The following is an 18851-nucleotide window of genomic DNA, read 5'->3' on the forward strand; positions in this document are numbered from 1 at the left end:
CGTGAAGAGTCGGTCTGGCCCTGATGCTTCGCGCCCTTCGATCACTTAGCGTTATCTCAGGTGACGGAACGGGGAGGACCGATGAAAGCGCGGAACGTCTACACGCGGACGACGGCGGTGGCGGCGGCAGCGGCCGCCGCCCTGGCCCTGGCGGCGGCGCCCGCCGACGCCCGGACGGCGGAGGGCTCCGCCCTCCAGCGCGATCTCGACGCGCTGCGGAGAACCGGGGTGACCGGTACCTGGGCCGAGGCGACCGCCGGGCGGCGCACGCTGACCGCCCGCTCGGGCGTCGCCGACCTCGCCACCGGACGTCCGGTGCCGCGCAACGCGCACTACCGGATCGGCAGCACCACCAAGACCTACGTCGCCGTGGTGGTCCTGCAACTGGTCGCCGAGGGCCGGATCGGCCTCGACGACACCGTGGAGCGGTGGCTGCCCGGCGTGGTCGCCGGCAACGGCAACGACGGGCGCAAGATCACAATCCGGCAGTTGCTGAGACACAACAGCGGCCTCCACGACTACATCCTCGACCAGCCGATGTACAAGGCCGCGGTCACCGAGGGGTACCGGGGCTTCGTCCGGGAGCGGTTCCGGACCCACCGCCCCGAGGAACTCGTGGCGATGGCCATGGGGCACCGCCCCCACTGGATCCCCGAGGGGCCGGACGAGCAGCGCTGGTCGTACTCCAACACCAACTACATCCTCGCCGGAATGATCATCGAGAAGGCGACCGGGCGCGACTGGAAGGAGGAGGTGCGCACCCGGATCACCGGGCCGCTGGGCCTGCGCCGCACCGCCGTCCCGTTGGACCCGCGGCGCTTCCCCAGCCCGCACGCGACGGCCTACCAGCGCTTCCTCGACGACGACCGGCTGTACGACGTGACGCTCACCGCCGACGCGTACGCCGACGGCGGCCTGGTCGCCACCACCGGCGACGTCGGCCGGTTCTTCCGCGCCCTCATGCGCGGCGACCTGCTGCCCCCGGCGCAGATGGCCGAGATGAAGGAGACCGTCCCGATGCGGGAACCGGGCGGCGCCGGGACGGTCGAGGGCCGGTACGGGCTCGGCCTCGAATGGAGCCCGCTGACCTGCGGCGGCGGCTACTGGCACCACGGCGGCGACTCGCTCGGCGTCTCCAACCGCCTCGGAGTCGCCCCCGACGGCCGCCGCAGCGTCGTCGTGGCCATCTCCACCGAGACCCTCGACGAACACACCGAGACCACGAAGGACGCCGCCGCCGCCCGCCTCATCGACCGGGCCCTGTGCGCCCCCACCGGAGACCGCTCCTCGTGACGCCCCATGGCCGGGCCCACGCCTCCCGACCCAACGGAGCACCACGCGCTCACAGGCTGTGAGCCCAGCGGTGGAGTTCGACGGCGGCGCGGGCATCGGCACCTTCCTCGCGTGGCACGTCGCCTCCCGCGTGTTCCCGCCCCGGTACGAAGTGGGCGCGGCCGTCCTGGTGGGACGGCCGCGCCCGGTCGGCGGAACTCGGGGGCTTGCGGGGTGGTGAAGACGGACGTCTTCGCCTTGACCCGGGTCCTGCGTAGCTATTCGTTGTTGCCGGTCGCCGGGGTTCGGGGGGTGGGGCGTGCGCGGATGAGGAGGGCGATCGCGGCGCTGAGCAGGACGAGCGCCGTGACGAAGAGCCAGCCGTTCTCGAAGGTGTCGCGGGCGCCCGCGGTGTGGACGTCCGCGGTGGTGCGGGTGCCGAGGATCGCCACGAGGCCGGCGACCCCGAGGGCGTAGCCGGTCTGGCGGGCGGTGTTGACGATGGCGCTGCCCGTGGCAGCCTGGGCCGGGGCGAGGTCGGCGGTGGCGGTGCCGAGGAGGGTGGGCATCGCGATGCCGATACCGACGCCGATGACGATCCAGCCGGGGAGGACGTCGGTCGCGTAGTGGGTCGCGCCCTGGACGGCCAGGAGCAGCGACCCCGCGGCGAAGACCGCCAGTCCGACCGCGATGACGAACCTCGCCGGCACGTCCCTCGCCCAGCGCTGGGTGAGGGCCGCGAAGAGCGGCACGGCCAGCGGACCGGGCAGCAGCGCCAGTCCGGCCTGCAGCGGGTCGTAGCCGGCCGCGGTCTCCAGCCAGAGCGAGACGCCGAGGAAGACGGCGCTGAAGGCGCCGGTGAAAAGGAGGGTCGCGACGTTGGCGATGGTGAAGCTGGGCACGCGGAACAGCCGCGGGGGCATGACCGGCTCCGGATGGGTGCGAATGCGGTGGAGCAGCACCAGCACGGCCAGCACGGTGATCGCGGCGGCGAGGAGCGTTCCGGGGGCGAGCCAGCCCCGGTCTTCGGCCTTGACCAAGCCCAGTGACAGGGCGCCCACCGCGGCGGCGATGGCCAGCGCCCCGACCGGGTCGGGGACCCGCGTGCGTGCGGCCGGCGGGGATGTCGGGAGGAGGCGTGCGGCCATCACGAACGCGACCAGGCCGATGGGGAGGTTGAGCAGGAACGCCCAGCGCCACGAGCTCTGGGCCAGGAGCCCGCCGATGACCGGGCCGGCCGCACCCGCGAAGGAGGAGCTCGTGGCCCAGATCTTCACGGCGCCGGCGCGGCGCGCCTCGGGCAGGACGCTCAGGATCAACCCCAGGCTGGCCGGGGTCAGCACCGCGGCGCCGACGGCCTGGGCGACCCGGAAGGCGATGAGGAACTCCAGCGTGGGCGCGGCGGCGCAACCGACGCTCGCGATCGTGAACAGTCCGAGGCCGACGAGGAATCCCTGCTTGCGGCCGTACCTGTCCGCGAGGCTCCCGGCCGGGATCAGGCAGGCCGCGTAGACGACGGTGTAGGCGTTGAGGATCCAGCTGAGCCCCGCCAGGGAGGAACCGGAGTAGGTCTCGCCGATCGACCCGAGGGCGACGTTCACGATGAACAGGTCGAGCATCGTCATGAACGCCGCCGTGCACAGCAGCACGATGGTCCAGGTGGCCGCGTGCTCCGGGACCTCGGCCGTCGGCGCGGGGGCGCCGCTCGACGCGGGCGCGCGGGTGCTCACCGGCGGTCCAGCCTCTCGATGATGGCGGCGTCGGCGAGCCCGCCGGCCTCAAAGGCGTCGATGTCGTCGACGCTCAGGACTTCGGCGCGGCGGTCGACCGGATGGACGTCGGCGTGGGCGGCGCCTGGCTTGCCCTTCGCCAAGGGGGTGCGGACCGCATCGGTGATCACGGCAGCGGGCATGGCAACCTCCGGGGGGTAGGTTGGTAAATCAAACTGACGTCAGTGTGCAGTAGTCGGTTTGGATTCACAACTCACTGCCGCGAGAATGTGAGCATGCCGACAGCACCCGCGGAGGAAACACCCAGGGACTGCACGATCGCCGACGCCCTCGAAGTCGTCGGGGACCGCTGGAGTCTGCTCGTGGTGCGCGAGCTCTTCTACGCCCAGCGGAGGTTCACCGAGATCGCCCGCAACACCGGCGCGCCCCGCGACATCCTCACCACACGGCTGAAGAAGCTGGTCGAGCACGGCGTGCTCGCCCGCGAGCAGTACAGCGAGCGGCCGGTCCGCTACGAGTACCGCCTCACCGACAAGGGCCGCGCCCTCTCACCCGTGCTGCTGACCCTGAAGCGGTGGGGCCACGAGCACGTCAGGCAGGAAGAGGACCCCGTCCGGTTCGAGCACACCTGCGGGCACGAGTTCGTCGCCGAGGTGCACTGCACGGCGTGCGGCGACGCGCTCGGCCACGGGGAGCTCACCCTGGACCCCAAGCAGTAGGCGGCCGAGCGCCGCTCGGGATCAGGCCGGGACCAGGGCGCGGGCGGCCATGTCGGGGTAGTCGGTGACGATGGCGTCGGCGCCGTACTTCACGAAGCGGGCCATGTCCTCGGGGTCGTTCACCGTCCAGACGGCGACGGCGAGGCCCGCGTCGTGGGCGTCGTCCACGAGCCCGGGCGTGGTGATCGCGTGCTCGGGGGACAGGGCGGTCGCGCCCGCGGCCGCCGCGGACGCGACGGGGTCGCGGGAGGGGAGGCCCGCGAGCCAGCGGGTGCCGGGGGCGAGCGTCTTGCGCTCGATGAGCGCGACCCGGCCGAACTCGCGCGGGGTCTCGGTGAGGACGCGCCAGTCGAAGGCGAGCAGGCGGCTGCGGGCGGCGAGCCCGGCGGTGCGCAGGACGTCCGCGACGGCGGCGACGAACCGCGCCACGTCGGCGTCCGGCCAGGACGGGTCGGTCTTGAGCTCCACGGCCAGCGCGGCGCCCGACGGGGCGACGAGGTCGCAGACCTCGGCGAGCGTCGGGATCCGCGTCCCCGGGGCCGCCCGCTGCGTGACGGCGAACGCGTCGGCCGTCCGGCGGGTGCCGGCGTCGAGGGTGCGGAGCTGCGCGAGGGTGAGGTCGCGGACGGCCTTCCCCACGTAGGGGAACGCCGGGTCGCCCGGGTGCGCGGGCGCGGTGTCGGCGAGCGTCACCGCCGACAGGACCTGGTCGTGGCCGAGGACGACGACACCGTCGGCCGACAGGCCCACATCGAGTTCGACGGCGTCGACGCCCAGGTCCAGCGCGTGCGCGAAACCGGGAAGGGTGTTCTCCGGAAGGAGGCCGCGGGCGCCGCGGTGGCCGTGCAGCTCGGCGGTACGGATCACGGTGAGCAACCGTACCCGCCGAACCGCAATGGCCGGTGACGGGAGTCAGACGAGCGGGCGGAGCTGCAGTGTCTGGTCCCGGCCGGGGCCGACGCCGATCGCGGAGATCTGGGCGCCCGACATCTCCTCCAGGGCCCGGACGTACGCCTGCGCGTTCTTCGGGAGGTCCTCGAAGGTCCGGGCGGCGGTGATGTCCTCGCGCCAGCCGTCCAGGTACTCGAGGATCGGCTTCGCGTGGTGGAAGTCGGTCTGCGTGGTGGGCAGCTCGTCGACCCGCTCGCCGTCCACGTCGTACGCGACGCAGACGGGGACGCGGTCCAGCCCGGACAGGACGTCCAGCTTCGTGAGGAAGTAGTCGGTGACGCCGTTGACGCGGGTGGCGTAGCGGGCGATGACGGCGTCGAACCAGCCGCAGCGGCGGTCGCGGCCGGTGGTGACGCCGTACTCCCCGCCGGTCTTGCGGAGGTACTCGCCCTGCTCGTCGAGCAGCTCCGTGGGGAACGGGCCCGAGCCGACGCGGGTGGTGTACGCCTTGAGGATGCCGATCACCCGGTTGATCTTCGTGGGGCCGACGCCGGAGCCCGCGCAGGCGCCGCCCGCGGTCGGGGACGACGACGTCACGAACGGGTACGTGCCGTGGTCGATGTCGAGGAGCGTGCCCTGCGCGCCCTCGAGCAGCACGACCTTGTCGTCGTCCAGGGCCTTGTTCAGGACGAGCGTGGTGTCGGTGACGAACGGGCGGAGCCGCTCCCCGTACGCGACGTACTCCTGGACGATCGGGCCGGTGTCGATGCGGCGCCGGTTGTACACCTTCGTGAGGACCTGGTTCTTCTCGCGGAGCGCCAGGTCGAGCTTCTGCGTGAGGATGTTCGGGTCGAACAGGTCCTGGACGCGGATGCCCATCCGGTTGATCTTGTCGGCGTAGGCGGGGCCGATGCCGCGGCCGGTCGTGCCGATGCGGGCCTTGCCGAGGTAGCGCTCGGTGACCTTGTCGAGGGCCCGGTGGTGGGGCATGATCAGGTGCGCGTTGCCGGAGATGAGCAGGCGTTCGCAGCTCACGCCGCGGGCGCGCAGACCGTCGATCTCCTCCAGCAGGACGGCCGGGTCGATCACGACGCCGTTGCCGATCACGGGGACGACGTCGGGGGACAGCACCCCCGAGGGCAGCAGGTGCAGTGCGTAGCTCTTGTCGCCGATGACGACGGTGTGGCCCGCGTTGTTGCCGCCCTGGTAGCGGACGACGTAGTCGACGTCTCCGCCCAGCAGGTCGGTGGCCTTGCCCTTCCCTTCGTCTCCCCACTGAGCCCCGACCAGAACGATCGCCGGCATGAAGATTCACCCTTCCCACGACGAAAGGCCCCTGAATCGCAAGTGCGAAAGGGGCCTCTTGCGGTCAGATCGTACCCGCATGCGGGCGCCGAGAAAACCCCGGGCCGGGCGGCGACCCTGGTCAGCGGCCCTGGACGGCCGCGCGCCGGGGCCAGTGCCGGTCGGCGAACAGCCGCGCGACCAGCTCGCCGCGGCTCGACGCCCCCGTCTTCCCGAAAATCGCTTTGACGTGGTCGCGGACGGTGTGCGGGGAGATGACCAGTTCGGCGGCGATGTCGCCGGTGGGCAGTCCCCGCGCGATCAGCTCGGTGATCTCCAGCTCGCGCGGCGACAGCCCGTAGGCGTCCGCGATCAGCGGCGCGAGGTCGGGCCCGGCGGCGGGCTGGACGACGACGGCGGTGGGGCCGGGCGCGCCGCCCGGGCCCTCGGTGCAGGTCGCGTGGCAGACGAGCCACCGCCCGTCGCGGGTGCGGACCCGGATCCGCGCGTCCTCCCGGTCGTGCCCGGACGCGACGGCCCGCGCCTGCGCGGCCGTCCCGACCAGCCAGATCGGCAGCGGCGGCCCGAGCGGGGACGGTACCGACGGCCCGGCCGCGACCCGCGCGAGGTGGTACCGGGCCTCATCGTTGATCGACAGCGGCACCCCGGCCGGATCGAACAGCACGAGCCCCGGCCCCGGCCCGTCCGCCCCTCCGCCGCCGGTGGGGACGGCGAGGGTGCGCAGGCGGGTGGCCAGGGGCGCGGAGAGGCCCGCGACCAGCGACACCTCGGCGGGGGTGAAGGGGGCGCGGCCCTTCTCCCGGAACAGGCTGGCGACGCCCCACGGGCGCCCGCCGACGCGCAGCACGGCGCGCAGCTCGTCCCCGACGCCCTGCCGGGCGAGGAGCTTGCGGAACTGGACGCTGCGGGCGGGCAGGTCGCCGGTCGCGGCCCGCAGCCCGGCGGCGGGCACGGCGGCGCGGGCCAGCTCGCGGAACGGGAGGACGGTCTCCTCCAGCAGCGCGGTCTCCCAGTAGGCGAAGCAGTCCTCGCCGCGGCCGAGGTTCTCGACGTGCATCGGCGCGGTGACGAGCCCGGTGCCGGGGTCGGTCGCGGACCAGGCGGCGGCCTGGAAGCCGACGAGCCGGCGGAGCCGCGCGGACACCGCACCGAACAGGGCCGCCGCGTCGGGTGCGCGTTCGGCGCCGTCCAGCAGCGCGCGTCGGTCGTCCATACGGCCAGTCTGCCCGGGGACGGACGCGCCCGGACCCCCTCGAACGGGGGGTCCCGGGGCGGGCGGGTCCCCCGCGCCGGGGGATGGGCCGGACGGCGCCCGCCGCCGAAGCTCGACCGCATGCAGATCGCGATCATCGGGGCGGGGGCGTCGGCCGTCGGGCTGCTCGACTCCCTGGACCCCGCCGCCGTCGAGTCCGTCACCGTCTACGACCCGGCGCCGCTGCCGTGGCGCGGCCGCCCCTACGGGCCCGACCTGGAGTCGGTGCGCGTCAACGTGCCGCCGGAGATCATGTCGATCCGGGCGGGCGACCCGGAGCACTACGGGAAGTGGCTCGGCGGGACGGACGAGCACGACGACCCGTGGCTCGGCCGTCCGGTGCCGCCGCGCGCCGTGTACGGGCGGTACCTGGAGGACACGGCGGCCGAGGCCCTCGCCCGGTTCGCCCGGGCGGACGTGGTGCGGGCGGCCGTGACCGGCCTGCGCCTCGGCGCGCCCGGGGGCCGGGTCACGGTCGAGACCGCGGGCGGGAGCCGCACGGCCGACGCCGCCGTCCTGTGCGTGGGCGGCGGGACGCCCCCGGACCTGTACGGGCTCGCGGGCGCGCCCGGGTTCGTCCTCGACCCCTACCCGCTGGAGCGGACGCTCGACGGCATCCCCCGGGACCGGGACGTCGCCGTGATCGGCTCCGGGCTCACCGCCGTGGACGTCGTCGTGTCGCTGGCGGCGCGCGCGCACACCGGACGCATCAGCCTCGTGTCCCGCAGCGGGACGCTGCCGCACGTCTGGCAGCGCCCGGTGCGGACGGACGTCCGGTACCTCACGCCGGACGGCCTGCGGGCCCTCGACGGGCCGGTGACCCTCGCGCGGCTCGAAGCGCTCGTCCGGCGGGAGCTGGCCGACGCCGGCGACGCGTGGGAGGACGTCCGGGCGCTGATCGCCCGGTCGATGACGGGGGACCCGGCGGCGACCCTCCGGGAGCAGTTCGCGCTGACGGGCGATCCGCTGCCGGGCCGCCGGATCGTCCGGACGGCCACGCACACGGCGGGGGCGGTCGCGTGGCGGCGGCTCCCCGCGGCGGACCGGGCGCGGCTGCGGGCGCACGCCCGCGCGATCACGGTGCAGGCGTCCCCGATGGTGCCCCGCAACGCCGCCGTCCTGCTCGACCTGCTCGGCGCCGGGACGCTGGAGATCCTGCGGGGGGCCGGGGAGATCACGGCGGCGGGGGGCCGGTTCCGCGTCGGGCACGCGGGCGGCGTCCGCGCCGCGGACGCGGTGGTCAACGCCGTGAACCCGCCCGCGCACGCGGTGCCGGGGGCCGCGGTGCCGCTCGTGTCGTCCCTGCTGGGGCAGGGGGCGGCCCGGCACCCGGACGGCGGTCTCACCGTCGATCCGGGCACCGGGCGGCTCGTCGTCGGCGGCCGCCCCGACCCGCGCGTGCTGGTCGCGGGCGACCTGGCGGGCGACGGCCCGTTCCTGACGACCTCGATACCGGGCCTGGCCGCGCTGGCGGCGCGGGCCGCGGCGGCGCTCGTCAGCCCCCGTTGAGGGCGTCGGCGGCCTCGGCGCTGCTGTCGCGCAGGAACCGCTTGCAGCGCTCGGCCTCGTCGTCCTCGCCGATGGCGGCGGCGGCGCGGCCGAGCGCGTGCAGGGCGCGCAGGAACCCGCGGTTCGGTTCGTGCTCCCACGGGATCGGCCCCTGGCCCTTCCAGCCCGCGCGGCGGAGCTGGTCGAGGCCCCGGTGGTAGCCGGTGCGGGCGAACGCGTACGAGTCGATCACGCTGCCCTTGGCGAAGGCGCGGTCGGCCAGTTCGGCCCAGGCGCCCGGGTGGTCCGGGTGGCGCGCGGCGACCTCGAACGGGTCGACGCCGTTCTCCAGGGCCGTGCGGGCCTCGGTGTTGTCCGGAAGTTCGGTCGGAGGCGGGCCGCCGAGCAGGTTCTGGGTCATGCGGCTCATCGTAAATGGCCACTACCTGTGCGTATCAACCCGGGCGCCCGGGGAGCGGGAGTACGTACCGGGCGAGCCCGTCGCGGTATGCCGGGACCGCGTCCGGCCACACGCCGTGCAGCGCCAGCACCGCCTCCCGGTTGTCCGGCAGGACGTCCGCGCCGAACGCGCGGACGCCGCGCCGCCCCGCGAGCTGCGCCAGGTACCGGACCAGGACGGTCGCGACGCCGCGCCGCTGCCACGGGTCGCCCACGAGGACGGCGAGGTCGGCGAGGCCGGGGCGGTCCGCGTCCCGGCAGTACTCGGCGATGCCGATCATCTCGCCGTCCCGGAGGGCGACGAGCGCGTCCCGGTCCCAGTGGTCGAGACCGTTCATGATCGCGACGTAGTGGTCGGGGATGCGGGGCGTGCCGGAGAAGAACCGCGCGTAGAGGCTCCGGGTGGAGAGGCGGTCCGACAAGCCGCGCAGCCGCGCGCCGTCGGCCGTCCCGTACGGACGCACGCGGACGTCGTCCAGGGGGCCGGTGCGCGCCGCGCCGCGCACAGCGAGTTGCGTCATGAAACCTATTGGAGTGCACGCGGGTTTCATGACGCAACCCTTTGGGGGCGCCGATCCGCCGGACGAACGGCCGGCCGCGGCCGTCAGGCGCGGCGGGCGGGGGCCGCGCCGAACTCCTCGGCGAGGAAGTCCTCCCAGGTCCGGGCGCCGAAGTCGGCGCCGTCCAGGGACAGGTTGTCCTCCGCCTTGTACGCGCGGCCGACCTTGCCCGGCACCCGGATCGGCAGCATCAGCCGCCGCTTGCCGCTCGCCCGCAGGTAGTCGCGCTCGAGCCGCGCCATCTCGTACACCTTCGGGCCCGCGAGGTCGGGGACCATGCCCGCGGGCTCCCCGAGCGCCAGCTCGACGAGGCGCTCGGCGACGTCCCGCACGTCCACCGGCTGCCACCGCATGTCGCGCGGCGCGGGCATCACCGGCGACTTCGCCATGCCCCGGACGGCGTTGAGCGCGAAGCCGTGGAACTGCGCCGCGCGCAGCGTCGTCCACGGGACCCCCGACTCGGCGACGATGCGCTCGGCGGCGTACTTCTGCCGGAAGTACCCCAGCGGCACCGCGTCCGCGCCGATCACCGAGATGTACACGAGGTGCCGCACCCCGGCGGCCTTCGCGGCCCGCACCAGGTTCCGCGCCGCGTCGTCGTCGCCCTTGCGGCCGCCCGCCAGGTGGAGGACGGTCTCCACGCCCGCGACCGCGCGGTCGACGCCCTCGTCGCGGACCAGGTCGCCGGTGACGAACTCGACGCCGTCCCGCGGTTCCCGCGCGCTGCGGCTCAGCACCCGCACCGGCCGTCCGGCGTCGCGCAGCAGCGGCACGACCCGGCGGCCCAGGGCGCCCGTGCCTCCGGTGACCAGGATGGGTGACGTCATGGCTCCTCCTCCAGTGTGGATTCGCCCGAACGACGGGAGCCCGCCGGGGAATGTGACATCCCGGCGGGAAAAACTTCGGCGGGGCCGCCGGTTCCCCGGCGGCCCCGCCCGAGCGGGCGCCTAGCGCCTCTCCTTCGTTCGCCCGGCGAGCCCTTCGGCGACGCCGATCAGCAGCACGGACGCGATCACCGCGACGACGAACCCGAGCACGTTGAGCTCCCAGATGCTCCCGGTGCCCAGCATGTTGGCGATGGTGCCCCCGATCACGGACCCCACCAGCCCCAGCAGGAGCGTCGCGATGATCCCCATCCGCTGCTTCCCGGGCTTGATCAGCCGCGCCAGCGCCCCGATGATCAGTCCCGCGATGATGAAGCCGATCATGGACGGTCGTCCCCTTCCTGCCGCTGCGCGTAGAGCGACGTTCGATCGGCGGTCTGCCCCGACAAACAGCGACAAAACCGACAATGATCGGCGTCACACGACGCCGGACGGCGTCACGCGGCGACGCGCGCGTCCCAGTCGATCGTGTACCGCTGCTCCGGACCGAGCGTCCGCTCCGGAGACAGGAACGTCCGCGTCATGACCGGCATCATCAGCCGCATCATCGTCCGCCCCACCGGACCGACCGTCTTGCTGTTGTTCGTCCGCTTCCCGCGGTCGATGACCCGCTCCACCCGCGCCCGCCGCAGCCGCTCGTAGGCCGCGAACGCGCTCTCCGGATCGGGCAGGTCGCGCAGGCAGCGCGCCAGCTGCACCGCGCTCTCCACCGCCAGCGACGCCCCCTGCCCCGAGCTCGACGACGGCGCGTGCGCGGCGTCGCCCACCAGCACCATCCGGCCGCGGTGCCACCTCGGCACCTTCGGCATGCTCTCCATGGACCCCAGCACCACCAGCCCCTCCGCGTCCGTCCGGGCCAGGACGTCCCGGGCGGGCTCGTCGTCCGCGTACGCCTCCCGCAGCCGCGCCAGCCACTCCGCCCGGGGCACCGCCCGCGCCTCGGCCGACGGCACCGGCCGGTCGTGCGGCAGGTTCGCGAACCACGCCGTCCGGTCGTCCGGCTGCACCCAGTACCCGAAGAACCCGCGCCGGCCGAACACGAAGTAGGACGAGTCCCGCCGCCCCGGCGCCGCGACGTCCGCGGCCCCGCCGAAGTTCAGCAGCCGCGCGGCCACCGGCTCCGGCGCGTCCGGATCGATCAGCGCGCGGACCGTCGAACGGATCCCGTCGGCGCCGACCAGCACGTCCGCCTCGGCCGTCGTGCCGTCCGCGAACAGCGCGACCACCCTGTCCGGGTGCTCCTCCACTCCCGCGAGCCGCTTCCCGTACCGGACGTCCACGCCCCGGGCGGTCGCCGTCTCGTGCAGCACCCGGCACAGCTCGTGCCGCCACAGGCCCAGGCTGGGCGGCAGCCCCGCGGGCCCCGGCATCTCCCCGATCCGCCCGCCGCGGCCGTCCCGCATCTCCGCGCGCACCAGCGGCTGCCCGATGCCGCGCACCGGCCCGTCCGCGTCCACGACGCCCAGCGCGTCCAGCCCGTTCGGCGCGACGGTCAGCGTGACGCCGACGCCGTCGGCCGGGCTCGCGTACGCCTCGTACACCGCGGCCTCGATGCCCGCCTTCCGCAGCGCCATCGCGGTGACCGGCCCGGCGATGCCGCCGCCGATCACGAGCGCCGTCCGCGCCGCCCTCATGCCCGGTCCCCGAACATCTGGTGCCAGCCCCGGACGTACTCGGGCTCGCGCAGGGCCTCCATCAGCTCGCCGACGAAGCGGTGCTCGGCCTCGATCATGGCGATCCGGTAGCGCTCCTCCACCAGGAACACCCACCCGACGCCCTGGTCGGACGCGGCCTTCACGCGGTCGCGGGTCTCCACGAGCTCCGCGGCCAGCGCGTCCGACCGGGTGTCCAGCAGCTCCACGGCCCGCTCCGGGGACAGCACGCCCAGCAGCGACAGCGCCACCCCGAAGTGCGGGTACTCCTGGCGGGGCCGCGCCACCAGTTCGCCGAGCCAGTCGTACAGCTCGGCGCGCCCGGCGTCGGTCAGCGCGTACACGGTCCGCTCGGGACGCTGCGTGTCGCGGACGGTCTCGTGCTCGACGATGAACCCGGCCTTCGCCAGCTGCTTGACGACCATGTAGAGCGAACCGCGGTTGTACTTGACGCTGCGGTCCTGGTCGCTCTCCTCGAGCCGGCGGCCCAGCTCGTAGGGGTGCATCGGCTCCAGCATCAGCCAGGCGAGCACCGCCAGCGCCAGCGGGTTGCCCACTGCGCGTTTCTCGCTCACGGGCACCTCCTTCAGTTAGCTGATTCTGATTATCAAGGCATGACTAGTCAGCATCAACTATGTGGCCGCACCCGGCCGCCGCACGTCCGGGACGGGAGGTCAGCCGCCGCGCGGGGCGTACATGATCAGGGCCATCCCGGCGAGGCACACGAGCGCCCCGGCGACGTCGAACCGGTCGGGGCGGTAGCCGTCCGCGACGACGCCCCACACGATCGACCCCGCGACGAAGACGCCCCCGTACGCGGCCAGCACCCGTCCGAAGTGCGCGTCCGGCTGCAGCGTCGCGACGAACCCGTACGCCCCCAGCGCGATCACCCCGGCGCCGATCCAGATCCAGCCCCGGTGCTCCCGCACGCCCTGCCACACCAGCCACGCCCCGCCGATCTCCAGCAGTGCGGCGAGGACGAACAGCGCGACGGAACGGGCGATCAGCACGGCGAGGGCTCCAGGAGCGTCGGGCGGCGGGAACGCTCCAGCCTACGGACCGGCCCTCAGGCCCCCGCGAGGGACTTCGTCATGAAGACGCTGTTCGGATCGGGACGGTAGTTCCCGAATGGCTCGCAGTAGTCGAACCCGAACTTCTCGTAAAGCTTTCTCGCGGGCTCGAAGAACGGAGCCGAACCGGTCTCGAGACTCACCCGGAGGAATCCCATCCGCGCCGCCTCGCCGATGATGTGCGTCAGCAGCAACGACGCGACTCCGCTCCGTTTCCGGGCGGGCGCCGTTCGCATCGACTTCAGTTCCGCGTGCTCGCCGTCCAGCCGCGACAGCGCGCCGCACCCCACGATGACCTGGGCGTCCAGCACGGACCAGAAAGTGACGCCCGGGCGGCGCAGAGCGTCGATATCGAGGGCGTGCTTGCTCTCCGGCGGCGTGATCGACCGCATTTCCCGGACGTGCCCCTCCAGGAACTCGGCGATCTCCGGTCCGGTGAGATCGTCCACGACGATGTGCATCTCGCTCCCCCAAAGTGACCAGCCGGGCATCACGGTACCGGGGGACCCGAGGGACCCGTGCGGAAAGCGGGCATTTCTGGTTGGATCCCGAGTCATGCGGGGAAGATCGTGATGGAGCGCCGGGACGGCCCGGGCCGCGCGCCGGGACGGCACCGCTCGCCGGAGAAGCCGCCCCCGGCCGGACGCGGGCGCCTGCTGACCGCCGCCGTCGTCGCGGTCGTCCTGGCCGGCGGCTCCCTCGTCGGCTGGGCGCTGCTCAACGAGTCCCCGCCCGAGCCGCGCGCCTCCGGGTGCGCGCCCGACTGCGCCGTCGCCGCGCCCCCGGAGCCGTCCGATCCCTCCCGGCGCCCGAGCGCCCCGGGCGAACCGGTCGCCTCGGACGCCGCGCCGTCCCCCACGCCCTCTACGTCGCCCACCCGGACGCCGACCGCCCGGCCCTCCGCGACCCCGGGCGGCGACGACCGCGGGCGCGGCCGGGACGGCCGCGGCGACCGGGACGACGGCCGCCGGGGCTCCCGCCATGGCCTGCGCGCCGACTACAGCACCCGGGGCGACTGGCGGACGAACTTCATCGGCGCCGTCACCGTCACCAACCTCGGCGGACGTCCCGTGGACGCGGGCGACCTGGTGTTCGGCTACGGCCGCGGCGTGCGGATCACGTCCGCGTGGGGCGCGCCGAGCGAGTGGTCCGGCGGGAGCGTCGTCGCGCGCCTGGGCGTCCTCCCGCCCGGCGGCCGCGCCACGGTGACGTTCCAGGCCGCGGGCGACGCGTCCTCCCCCGACCACTGCACCCTGGCGGGCCGCCGCTGCTGACGTCCCGCCCGCCCGGCCTCGCGGCGGCGCCCTGACCCGGCGGTCACTCCGGGTCGGCGAGCCGGGCGAGGGCCCGCAGGCCGGCGAGCACCTCCGCCGCCGTGGGGGCGTTCTCGGGATCGCCGAGCACCTGGATCATCACGCCGGACATCAGCGCCGTCTGCAGCATCCCGAGGGTCCGGGCGGCGCCGTCGGACACCTCCTCCTCGGGGACGCTCTGCAGGATCGCGGCCATGCCGCGCCGGCCCTCGCCGAGGCCGTCCGCCAGGCGGGTCCGCAGCGCGGGCTGGCGCTGCGCCTGGAGGAACAGCTCGACGCTCGCCAGCCACAGGTCGGGGTGGGCGGTGAACTGCTCGATGAGCCCCTCCCACATGCGCGCGAAGCCGTGCGCCGCGTCGTCCCCGGGGTCGGGGGCCAGCGCGCGGCCGAGGCTGTCGCCCCACTCGTCCAGGATCGCGAAGAGCGCCTGGGTCAGCAGCGCCTCGCGGGAGCCGTAGTGGTAGCCGATCGCCGCCGTGCTGACGCCGGCGGCGGTGGCGATGTCGCGGACGCTGGTCCGGTCGTAGCCCTTCTCGCGCAGGCACCGCATCGCGCCCGCCAGCAGGTCCTCGCGGTTTCCCATGGCGCGGGAGCCTAGCACCGGTTTGCTCGATCGTTTCGCGCACCCGTTTCGCGCGATCGTTTTGCGCGGACGTCTTGCGCGATCGTCTTGCGCGATCGTGCAAACGTCGTCTACGGTCCTCGCATCGGCTCGATCGACAGGAGACGGACGGATGAAACGACTCTCGGCGGCGGCGCTCGGCGCCGCGCTCATCGCAACGCCGGCGCTGCTCGCGCCGGGCGCGACCGCCCGCGCGGACACCGACCGGTCGGTCGTGGTGACCTCCCAGGGCGCCGTGCGCGGCACCGTCGGGGAGAAGGCGCGGTCGTTCCAGGGCATCCCCTACGCCACCGCCGAGCGCTTCGCCGCACCGCGCCCGGCCGCCGGCTGGACGGGCGTCCGGGACGCCACCGAGCCCGGCGCGCCGTGCGCGCAGCCGGCCGGCTACCCGATCGGCGAGTACAGCACCGCCGAGGACTGCCTGAGCGTCAACGTGACGACGCCGGCCGCCGCGAAGGGGAAACTCCCGGTCATCGTGTGGGTGCACGGCGGGAGCCTGATGTACGGCATGGGCGACCTGTACGGCGCCGAGCGGCTCGCGGCGGGCGGCGCCGTCGTGGTGTCGATGAACTACCGGCTGGGCGCCGCGGCCTTCCTCACCCACCCGTCGATCCCCGAGTCGGGCGGGCTCGCGCTGGACGACCAGCGCGCCGCGCTGCGCTGGGTGCGCGGGAACATCGCGGCGTTCGGCGGCGACCCGCGCAACGTGACGCTGATGGGGCAGTCCGGGGGCGGCTTCGCGGTCTGCGGCCACCTCGCGTCCCCGGCGTCCGCGGGGCTGTTCCACAAGGCGATCGTGCAGAGCGCGCCCTGCGGCGTCCCGGGCAACGCGTCCCGGACGCGGGCGGAGGCCCTCGCCGAGAGCGAGCCGGTGGTCGAGAAGCTGATGGAGGAGTGCCCGGACGGCGTCGGCGCGGCGCGCTGCCTGCGCGAGACGCCCATGGAGTCGCTGCTGAAGGCGTACGGGGAGGGGGAGCCGCGTCCCGTCAGCGGCACGCCGCAGCTCCCGCTGCCGGTGGACGAGGCGTTCCGGACGGGCCGGTTCAACCGGGTGCCGGTGCTGATCGGCGTCAACAGCGACGAGGAGAACGGGCGGGTGCTCGGCGAGGAGCTCGCCACCGGTGAGCCGATGGCGGACGACGCGTACGAGAAGGCGATCCGGGACGGCTACGGGCGCCGGGCCGCCGCCGTCCTGCGCCGCTACCCGCTGGGCGACTCGGCCGGGCGGTCGCTGGCGCGGGTGAAGACCGACGAGGTCTGGGCGGCGCCGACCCTCGACACCGCCCGGACGCTGGCGCGGCGGACGCCCGTCCGGATGTACGAGTTCGCCGAGCAGGACACGCCCTGGTACGCGGGCTACCCGGCGCCGAGCTTCCCGGCCGCCGCGCAGCACATGGCCGAACTGGCGTACATCTTCGACCTGGACCTGTTCGAGGACCTCACCGCGGAGCAGGCCGCGCTCGGCGACCGGCTGATCGGCGCGTGGACGCGCTTCGCCGCGACCGGCGACCCGAACGGCGGCGGCGAGGCGGCGTGGCCGCGGCTGCGCGACGACCGGGGCCGGGCGGGCCGGTACGTCCAGTCGCTGACGTCCGGCGCCTGGGAGCGGGCGGACTTCGAGCGCGACCACGAGTACCGCTTCTGGAGCCGCGGCTGACCGTGCCTCGAAAACTTGCCGATCCGGAATGATTGCCGGATCGGCAAGTTTCGTCTAGGGTCCCCCGCATGGCTGTGGACGGCGGAGGGCCCCGCGAGGCGGGTCTGCGGGAGCGCAAGAAGCGGGAGACGCGGGACGCGCTGAGTGCGGCGGCGATCGGGCTGATCGTCGAGCGCGGGTGGAGCGCGGTGACGATCGAGGACATCGCGGCGGCGGCGAACGTGTCCGTCCGCACGTTCCGCAACTACTTCTCGGGCAAGGCCGAGGCGGTCGCCGCCCGGCACGTCGACCGCATGCGCCGCATAGCGGACGGCCTGCGCGCGCGCCCGGCAGACGAACCCCTGTGGGACGCCATAAGCGCAGCCGTCCAAGAGCAGTTCGCCCCCACCGCAGACGGCCCGGATGTCCCGGGCGCCCCGGGCGGTGCGGGCGTGCCGGGCGGTGCGGGCGTGCCGGGCGGCGTCGGCGGCGCGGGCGTGCCGGGTGGTGCGGGCGTGCCGGGCGGCCCGGACGCCCCGGATGTTCCGGGTGGTGCCCCCAGCGCAGACGTCCCGCACGGCCCGGACGGGCCGGACGGGCCCTACGGCGCGGGTGTGCGGCGGCGGGTGGACGGGGTTCGGTTGATGCTCACCGAACCGGCGCTGGCGGGGGAGTTGGCGAAGGCGCACGCGGCGGTCGAGGCGGAGCTGGCCGCCGCGATCGCCGCGCGCACGGGCACCGACCCCGGCCGCGACCTCTACCCGGGGCTCGCGGCGGCGGTGCTCGGCGCCGCGGTCGGCGCGGCCGTCGCGCACTCCCTGCGCGGCGAGCGGCCGGCCCCGCCCGGACCGGTCCTGCGGGACGCCCTCGAACGGCTCGCGGCCGGCCTGCCCACCCCCTGACGGAAGGGACCCACATGGACACGGACACACGAACGGACGCCGACGTCGTCATCGTCGGAGCCGGGCCCAACGGCCTCATGCTGGCCTGCGAGCTGGGGCTCGCCGGGCTCCGGCCGGTCGTCCTCGAACGGGCGCCCGGACCGGACGGCGAGCCGAAGGCGAACGGCCTCGTCGGGCAGGTCGTGCGGATGGTCGACCGGCGCGGCCTCTACGAGCGGCTCGCCGGGAAGGCGCGGCCGGAGCCCGCGCCGTTCTCCATGTTCGCCGCGCTGCCGCTGAACCTCGGCGTCTTGGACGAGAGCCCCGTCCACACGCTGCCGGTGCCGCAGCCGCGCCTCGTCCGGGTCCTGGCCGAGCGGGCGGCCGAGCTGGGCGCGGACGTCCGGTACGGGCACCGGCTCGCGGGGCTGGAGCAGGGCGGCGGCGCCGTGGTCGCCGACGTGGCGGGCCCGGACGGGACGTACCGGCTCGCCGCCCGGTACCTGGTGGGCGCGGACGGCGGGCACAGCACCACCCGCAAGCTGTGCGGCATCGGCTTCCCCGGGATCAGCCATGACCGCATCACCCGCAGGTGGGGCGAGGTCACCGTGCCGGACGCGTGGATCGACGCGGCGACGGGCGGGCTCGACGTCCCCGGCCACGGGCTCGTCCGGCCGTTCCTCGGGGAGCGCACCGAGCACGGCGGGTTCTCGTTCGCGCCGCTCCCGGGACGGCCGCCGACGGTCGCCACGATGGAGTGGGACCGGCCGGGGGACGGGCCGATGACGCTGGACGAGCTGCGCGGCAGCGTCCGCCGGGTGCTCGGCGCGGACGTGCCGATCGGCCCGCCGGACGGCGCGGGGCCGCACGCGCTGCGGCGGATCACGGGCGGCAGCAACCGGCGGGCGGAGCGGTTCCGGGACGGGCGGGTGTTCCTGCTCGGCGACGCGGCCCACGTGGACCCGGCCGGCGGGCAGGGCCTCAACCTCGGCATGCAGGACGCGCTCAACCTGGGGTGGAAGCTCGCGGCGGACGTCCGCGGCGACGCGCCCGCGGGCCTGCTCGACACCTACGACGCGGAGCGGCGACGTCACGGGCCTGCGCGAGCTGTTCGGGG

General features: G+C 74.7%; 21 protein-coding genes. 7 read left to right on the plus strand and 14 right to left on the minus strand.

Annotated elements, in window-relative coordinates; genetic code table 11:
• Positions 1-81 precede the first annotated feature (81 nt).
• The gene (locus tag H505_RS0131170; RefSeq protein ID WP_026405102.1) at positions 82-1293 is read left to right on the plus strand and encodes a serine hydrolase domain-containing protein; all 1212 of its coding nucleotides are present in this window, start codon (positions 82-84) and stop codon (positions 1291-1293) included.
• A 257-nt stretch (positions 1294-1550) separates the two neighbouring features.
• Here H505_RS0131170 and H505_RS0131180 read toward each other — a convergent pair whose 3' ends face one another.
• Both H505_RS0131180 and H505_RS0131185 read right to left on the minus strand, forming a co-directional pair.
• Positions 1551-3002 (minus strand): MFS transporter, encoded by a 1452-nt coding sequence (locus H505_RS0131180; RefSeq protein ID WP_211238592.1) that lies wholly within the window; start codon positions 3000-3002, stop codon positions 1551-1553.
• Positions 2999-3184 carry a hypothetical protein gene (locus H505_RS0131185; RefSeq protein ID WP_026405104.1) on the minus strand — a complete coding sequence of 62 codons (186 nt, stop codon included), beginning with the start codon at positions 3182-3184 and terminating at the stop codon, positions 2999-3001. Before H505_RS0131185 ends, H505_RS0131180 begins: the two co-directional genes overlap by 4 nt.
• A gap of 93 nt (positions 3185-3277) precedes the next feature.
• Here H505_RS0131185 and H505_RS0131190 point away from each other — a divergent pair, with 93 nt between their 5' ends.
• Complete coding sequence (locus H505_RS0131190) at positions 3278-3721, plus strand: winged helix-turn-helix transcriptional regulator (RefSeq protein ID WP_026405105.1); 444 nt, start codon at positions 3278-3280, stop codon at positions 3719-3721.
• A 21-nt stretch (positions 3722-3742) separates the two neighbouring features.
• Here H505_RS0131190 and H505_RS45460 read toward each other — a convergent pair whose 3' ends face one another.
• The 3 genes from H505_RS45460 to H505_RS45465 all read right to left on the minus strand — a co-directional run bounded on the left by H505_RS45460 (position 3743) and on the right by H505_RS45465 (position 7130).
• A complete protein-coding gene (locus H505_RS45460; RefSeq protein ID WP_245592671.1) occupies positions 3743-4588 on the minus strand; it encodes a glycerophosphodiester phosphodiesterase family protein in 846 nt (281 codons plus the stop codon).
• A gap of 45 nt (positions 4589-4633) precedes the next feature.
• The gene (locus H505_RS0131200; RefSeq protein WP_026405106.1) at positions 4634-5917 is read right to left on the minus strand and encodes an adenylosuccinate synthase; all 1284 of its coding nucleotides are present in this window, start codon (positions 5915-5917) and stop codon (positions 4634-4636) included.
• A gap of 121 nt (positions 5918-6038) precedes the next feature.
• Positions 6039-7130 (minus strand): helix-turn-helix domain-containing protein, encoded by a 1092-nt coding sequence (locus H505_RS45465; RefSeq protein WP_034520740.1) that lies wholly within the window; start codon positions 7128-7130, stop codon positions 6039-6041.
• A 120-nt stretch (positions 7131-7250) separates the two neighbouring features.
• Between H505_RS45465 and H505_RS0131210 the strand changes: the two genes are divergently transcribed.
• Complete coding sequence (locus tag H505_RS0131210) at positions 7251-8678, plus strand: FAD/NAD(P)-binding protein (protein ID WP_026405107.1); 1428 nt, start codon at positions 7251-7253, stop codon at positions 8676-8678.
• Here H505_RS0131210 and H505_RS0131215 read toward each other — a convergent pair.
• The 8 genes from H505_RS0131215 to H505_RS0131250 form a co-directional block, all read right to left on the minus strand.
• Positions 8665-9087 (minus strand): DUF3151 domain-containing protein, encoded by a 423-nt coding sequence (locus H505_RS0131215; protein ID WP_026405108.1) that lies wholly within the window; start codon positions 9085-9087, stop codon positions 8665-8667. The genes H505_RS0131210 and H505_RS0131215 overlap by 14 nt on opposite strands.
• 25 nt (positions 9088-9112) lie before the next feature.
• A complete protein-coding gene (locus H505_RS0131220) occupies positions 9113-9637 on the minus strand; it encodes a GNAT family N-acetyltransferase (RefSeq protein WP_026405109.1) in 525 nt (174 codons plus the stop codon).
• An 83-nt stretch (positions 9638-9720) separates the two neighbouring features.
• On the minus strand, positions 9721-10503 hold the full coding sequence (locus H505_RS0131225) for an SDR family oxidoreductase (RefSeq protein WP_026405110.1): 783 nt from the start codon (positions 10501-10503) through the stop codon (positions 9721-9723).
• A gap of 120 nt (positions 10504-10623) precedes the next feature.
• Positions 10624-10884: a GlsB/YeaQ/YmgE family stress response membrane protein gene (locus H505_RS0131230; RefSeq protein WP_026405111.1), complete on the minus strand. Its 261-nt coding sequence runs from the start codon at positions 10882-10884 to the stop codon at positions 10624-10626.
• Positions 10885-10997: 113 nt separating this feature from the next.
• A complete protein-coding gene (locus tag H505_RS0131235; RefSeq protein WP_026405112.1) occupies positions 10998-12194 on the minus strand; it encodes an FAD-dependent monooxygenase in 1197 nt (398 codons plus the stop codon).
• Complete coding sequence (locus tag H505_RS0131240; RefSeq protein WP_026405113.1) at positions 12191-12787, minus strand: PadR family transcriptional regulator; 597 nt, start codon at positions 12785-12787, stop codon at positions 12191-12193. The genes H505_RS0131235 and H505_RS0131240 overlap by 4 nt, the downstream gene beginning before the upstream one ends.
• A gap of 99 nt (positions 12788-12886) precedes the next feature.
• Positions 12887-13222: a YnfA family protein gene (locus H505_RS0131245; RefSeq protein ID WP_026405114.1), complete on the minus strand. Its 336-nt coding sequence runs from the start codon at positions 13220-13222 to the stop codon at positions 12887-12889.
• Between the two features lie 56 nt (positions 13223-13278).
• Positions 13279-13743 (minus strand): GNAT family N-acetyltransferase, encoded by a 465-nt coding sequence (locus H505_RS0131250; RefSeq protein ID WP_026405115.1) that lies wholly within the window; start codon positions 13741-13743, stop codon positions 13279-13281.
• Positions 13744-13854: 111 nt separating this feature from the next.
• Between H505_RS0131250 and H505_RS52540 the strand changes: the two genes are divergently transcribed.
• Positions 13855-14556 carry a cellulose binding domain-containing protein gene (locus tag H505_RS52540; RefSeq protein ID WP_026405116.1) on the plus strand — a complete coding sequence of 234 codons (702 nt, stop codon included), beginning with the start codon at positions 13855-13857 and terminating at the stop codon, positions 14554-14556.
• A 43-nt stretch (positions 14557-14599) separates the two neighbouring features.
• Here the strand turns inward: H505_RS52540 and H505_RS0131260 are convergent, their stop codons facing one another.
• Entirely contained in the window at positions 14600-15178 is a 579-nt protein-coding gene (locus H505_RS0131260) for a TetR/AcrR family transcriptional regulator (RefSeq protein WP_026405117.1), read from the minus strand.
• Between the two features lie 151 nt (positions 15179-15329).
• On the opposite strand from H505_RS0131260, the gene H505_RS0131265 reads away from it, so the two are divergent.
• From H505_RS0131265 to H505_RS0131275, 3 genes are all read left to right on the plus strand, one after another.
• On the plus strand, positions 15330-16874 hold the full coding sequence (locus H505_RS0131265; protein ID WP_026405118.1) for a carboxylesterase/lipase family protein: 1545 nt from the start codon (positions 15330-15332) through the stop codon (positions 16872-16874).
• A 68-nt stretch (positions 16875-16942) separates the two neighbouring features.
• Positions 16943-17755 (plus strand): TetR/AcrR family transcriptional regulator, encoded by an 813-nt coding sequence (locus H505_RS50790; RefSeq protein ID WP_026405119.1) that lies wholly within the window; start codon positions 16943-16945, stop codon positions 17753-17755.
• A 14-nt stretch (positions 17756-17769) separates the two neighbouring features.
• A partial coding sequence (locus tag H505_RS0131275) for an FAD-dependent monooxygenase (protein ID WP_026405120.1) occupies positions 17770-18851 on the plus strand: 1082 nt, incomplete at its 3' end.

The organism is Actinomadura rifamycini DSM 43936, assembly GCF_000425065.1.
Lineage (GTDB): Bacteria > Actinomycetota > Actinomycetes > Streptosporangiales > Streptosporangiaceae > Spirillospora > Spirillospora rifamycini.

Excerpts from the sequence above, each read along its gene's own strand:
- H505_RS45465 (WP_034520740.1), bottom strand. The coding sequence starts at position 7,130 with ATGGACGACCGACGCGCGCTGCTGGACGGCGCCGAACGCGCACCCGAC.
- H505_RS0131265 (WP_026405118.1), top strand. The coding sequence starts at position 15,330 with ATGAAACGACTCTCGGCGGCGGCGCTCGGCGCCGCGCTCATCGCAACG.
- H505_RS0131260 (WP_026405117.1), bottom strand. The coding sequence starts at position 15,178 with ATGGGAAACCGCGAGGACCTGCTGGCGGGCGCGATGCGGTGCCTGCGC.
- H505_RS0131190 (WP_026405105.1), top strand. The coding sequence starts at position 3,278 with ATGCCGACAGCACCCGCGGAGGAAACACCCAGGGACTGCACGATCGCC.
- H505_RS0131225 (WP_026405110.1), bottom strand. The coding sequence starts at position 10,503 with ATGACGTCACCCATCCTGGTCACCGGAGGCACGGGCGCCCTGGGCCGC.
- H505_RS0131250 (WP_026405115.1), bottom strand. The coding sequence starts at position 13,743 with ATGCACATCGTCGTGGACGATCTCACCGGACCGGAGATCGCCGAGTTC.
- H505_RS52540 (WP_026405116.1), top strand. The coding sequence starts at position 13,855 with ATGGAGCGCCGGGACGGCCCGGGCCGCGCGCCGGGACGGCACCGCTCG.
- H505_RS50790 (WP_026405119.1), top strand. The coding sequence starts at position 16,943 with ATGGCTGTGGACGGCGGAGGGCCCCGCGAGGCGGGTCTGCGGGAGCGC.
- H505_RS0131230 (WP_026405111.1), bottom strand. The coding sequence starts at position 10,884 with ATGATCGGCTTCATCATCGCGGGACTGATCATCGGGGCGCTGGCGCGG.
- H505_RS0131210 (WP_026405107.1), top strand. The coding sequence starts at position 7,251 with ATGCAGATCGCGATCATCGGGGCGGGGGCGTCGGCCGTCGGGCTGCTC.
- H505_RS0131215 (WP_026405108.1), bottom strand. The coding sequence starts at position 9,087 with ATGAGCCGCATGACCCAGAACCTGCTCGGCGGCCCGCCTCCGACCGAA.
- H505_RS0131185 (WP_026405104.1), bottom strand. The coding sequence starts at position 3,184 with ATGCCCGCTGCCGTGATCACCGATGCGGTCCGCACCCCCTTGGCGAAG.
- H505_RS0131170 (WP_026405102.1), top strand. The coding sequence starts at position 82 with ATGAAAGCGCGGAACGTCTACACGCGGACGACGGCGGTGGCGGCGGCA.
- H505_RS0131220 (WP_026405109.1), bottom strand. The coding sequence starts at position 9,637 with ATGACGCAACTCGCTGTGCGCGGCGCGGCGCGCACCGGCCCCCTGGAC.
- H505_RS0131235 (WP_026405112.1), bottom strand. The coding sequence starts at position 12,194 with ATGAGGGCGGCGCGGACGGCGCTCGTGATCGGCGGCGGCATCGCCGGG.
- H505_RS0131200 (WP_026405106.1), bottom strand. The coding sequence starts at position 5,917 with ATGCCGGCGATCGTTCTGGTCGGGGCTCAGTGGGGAGACGAAGGGAAG.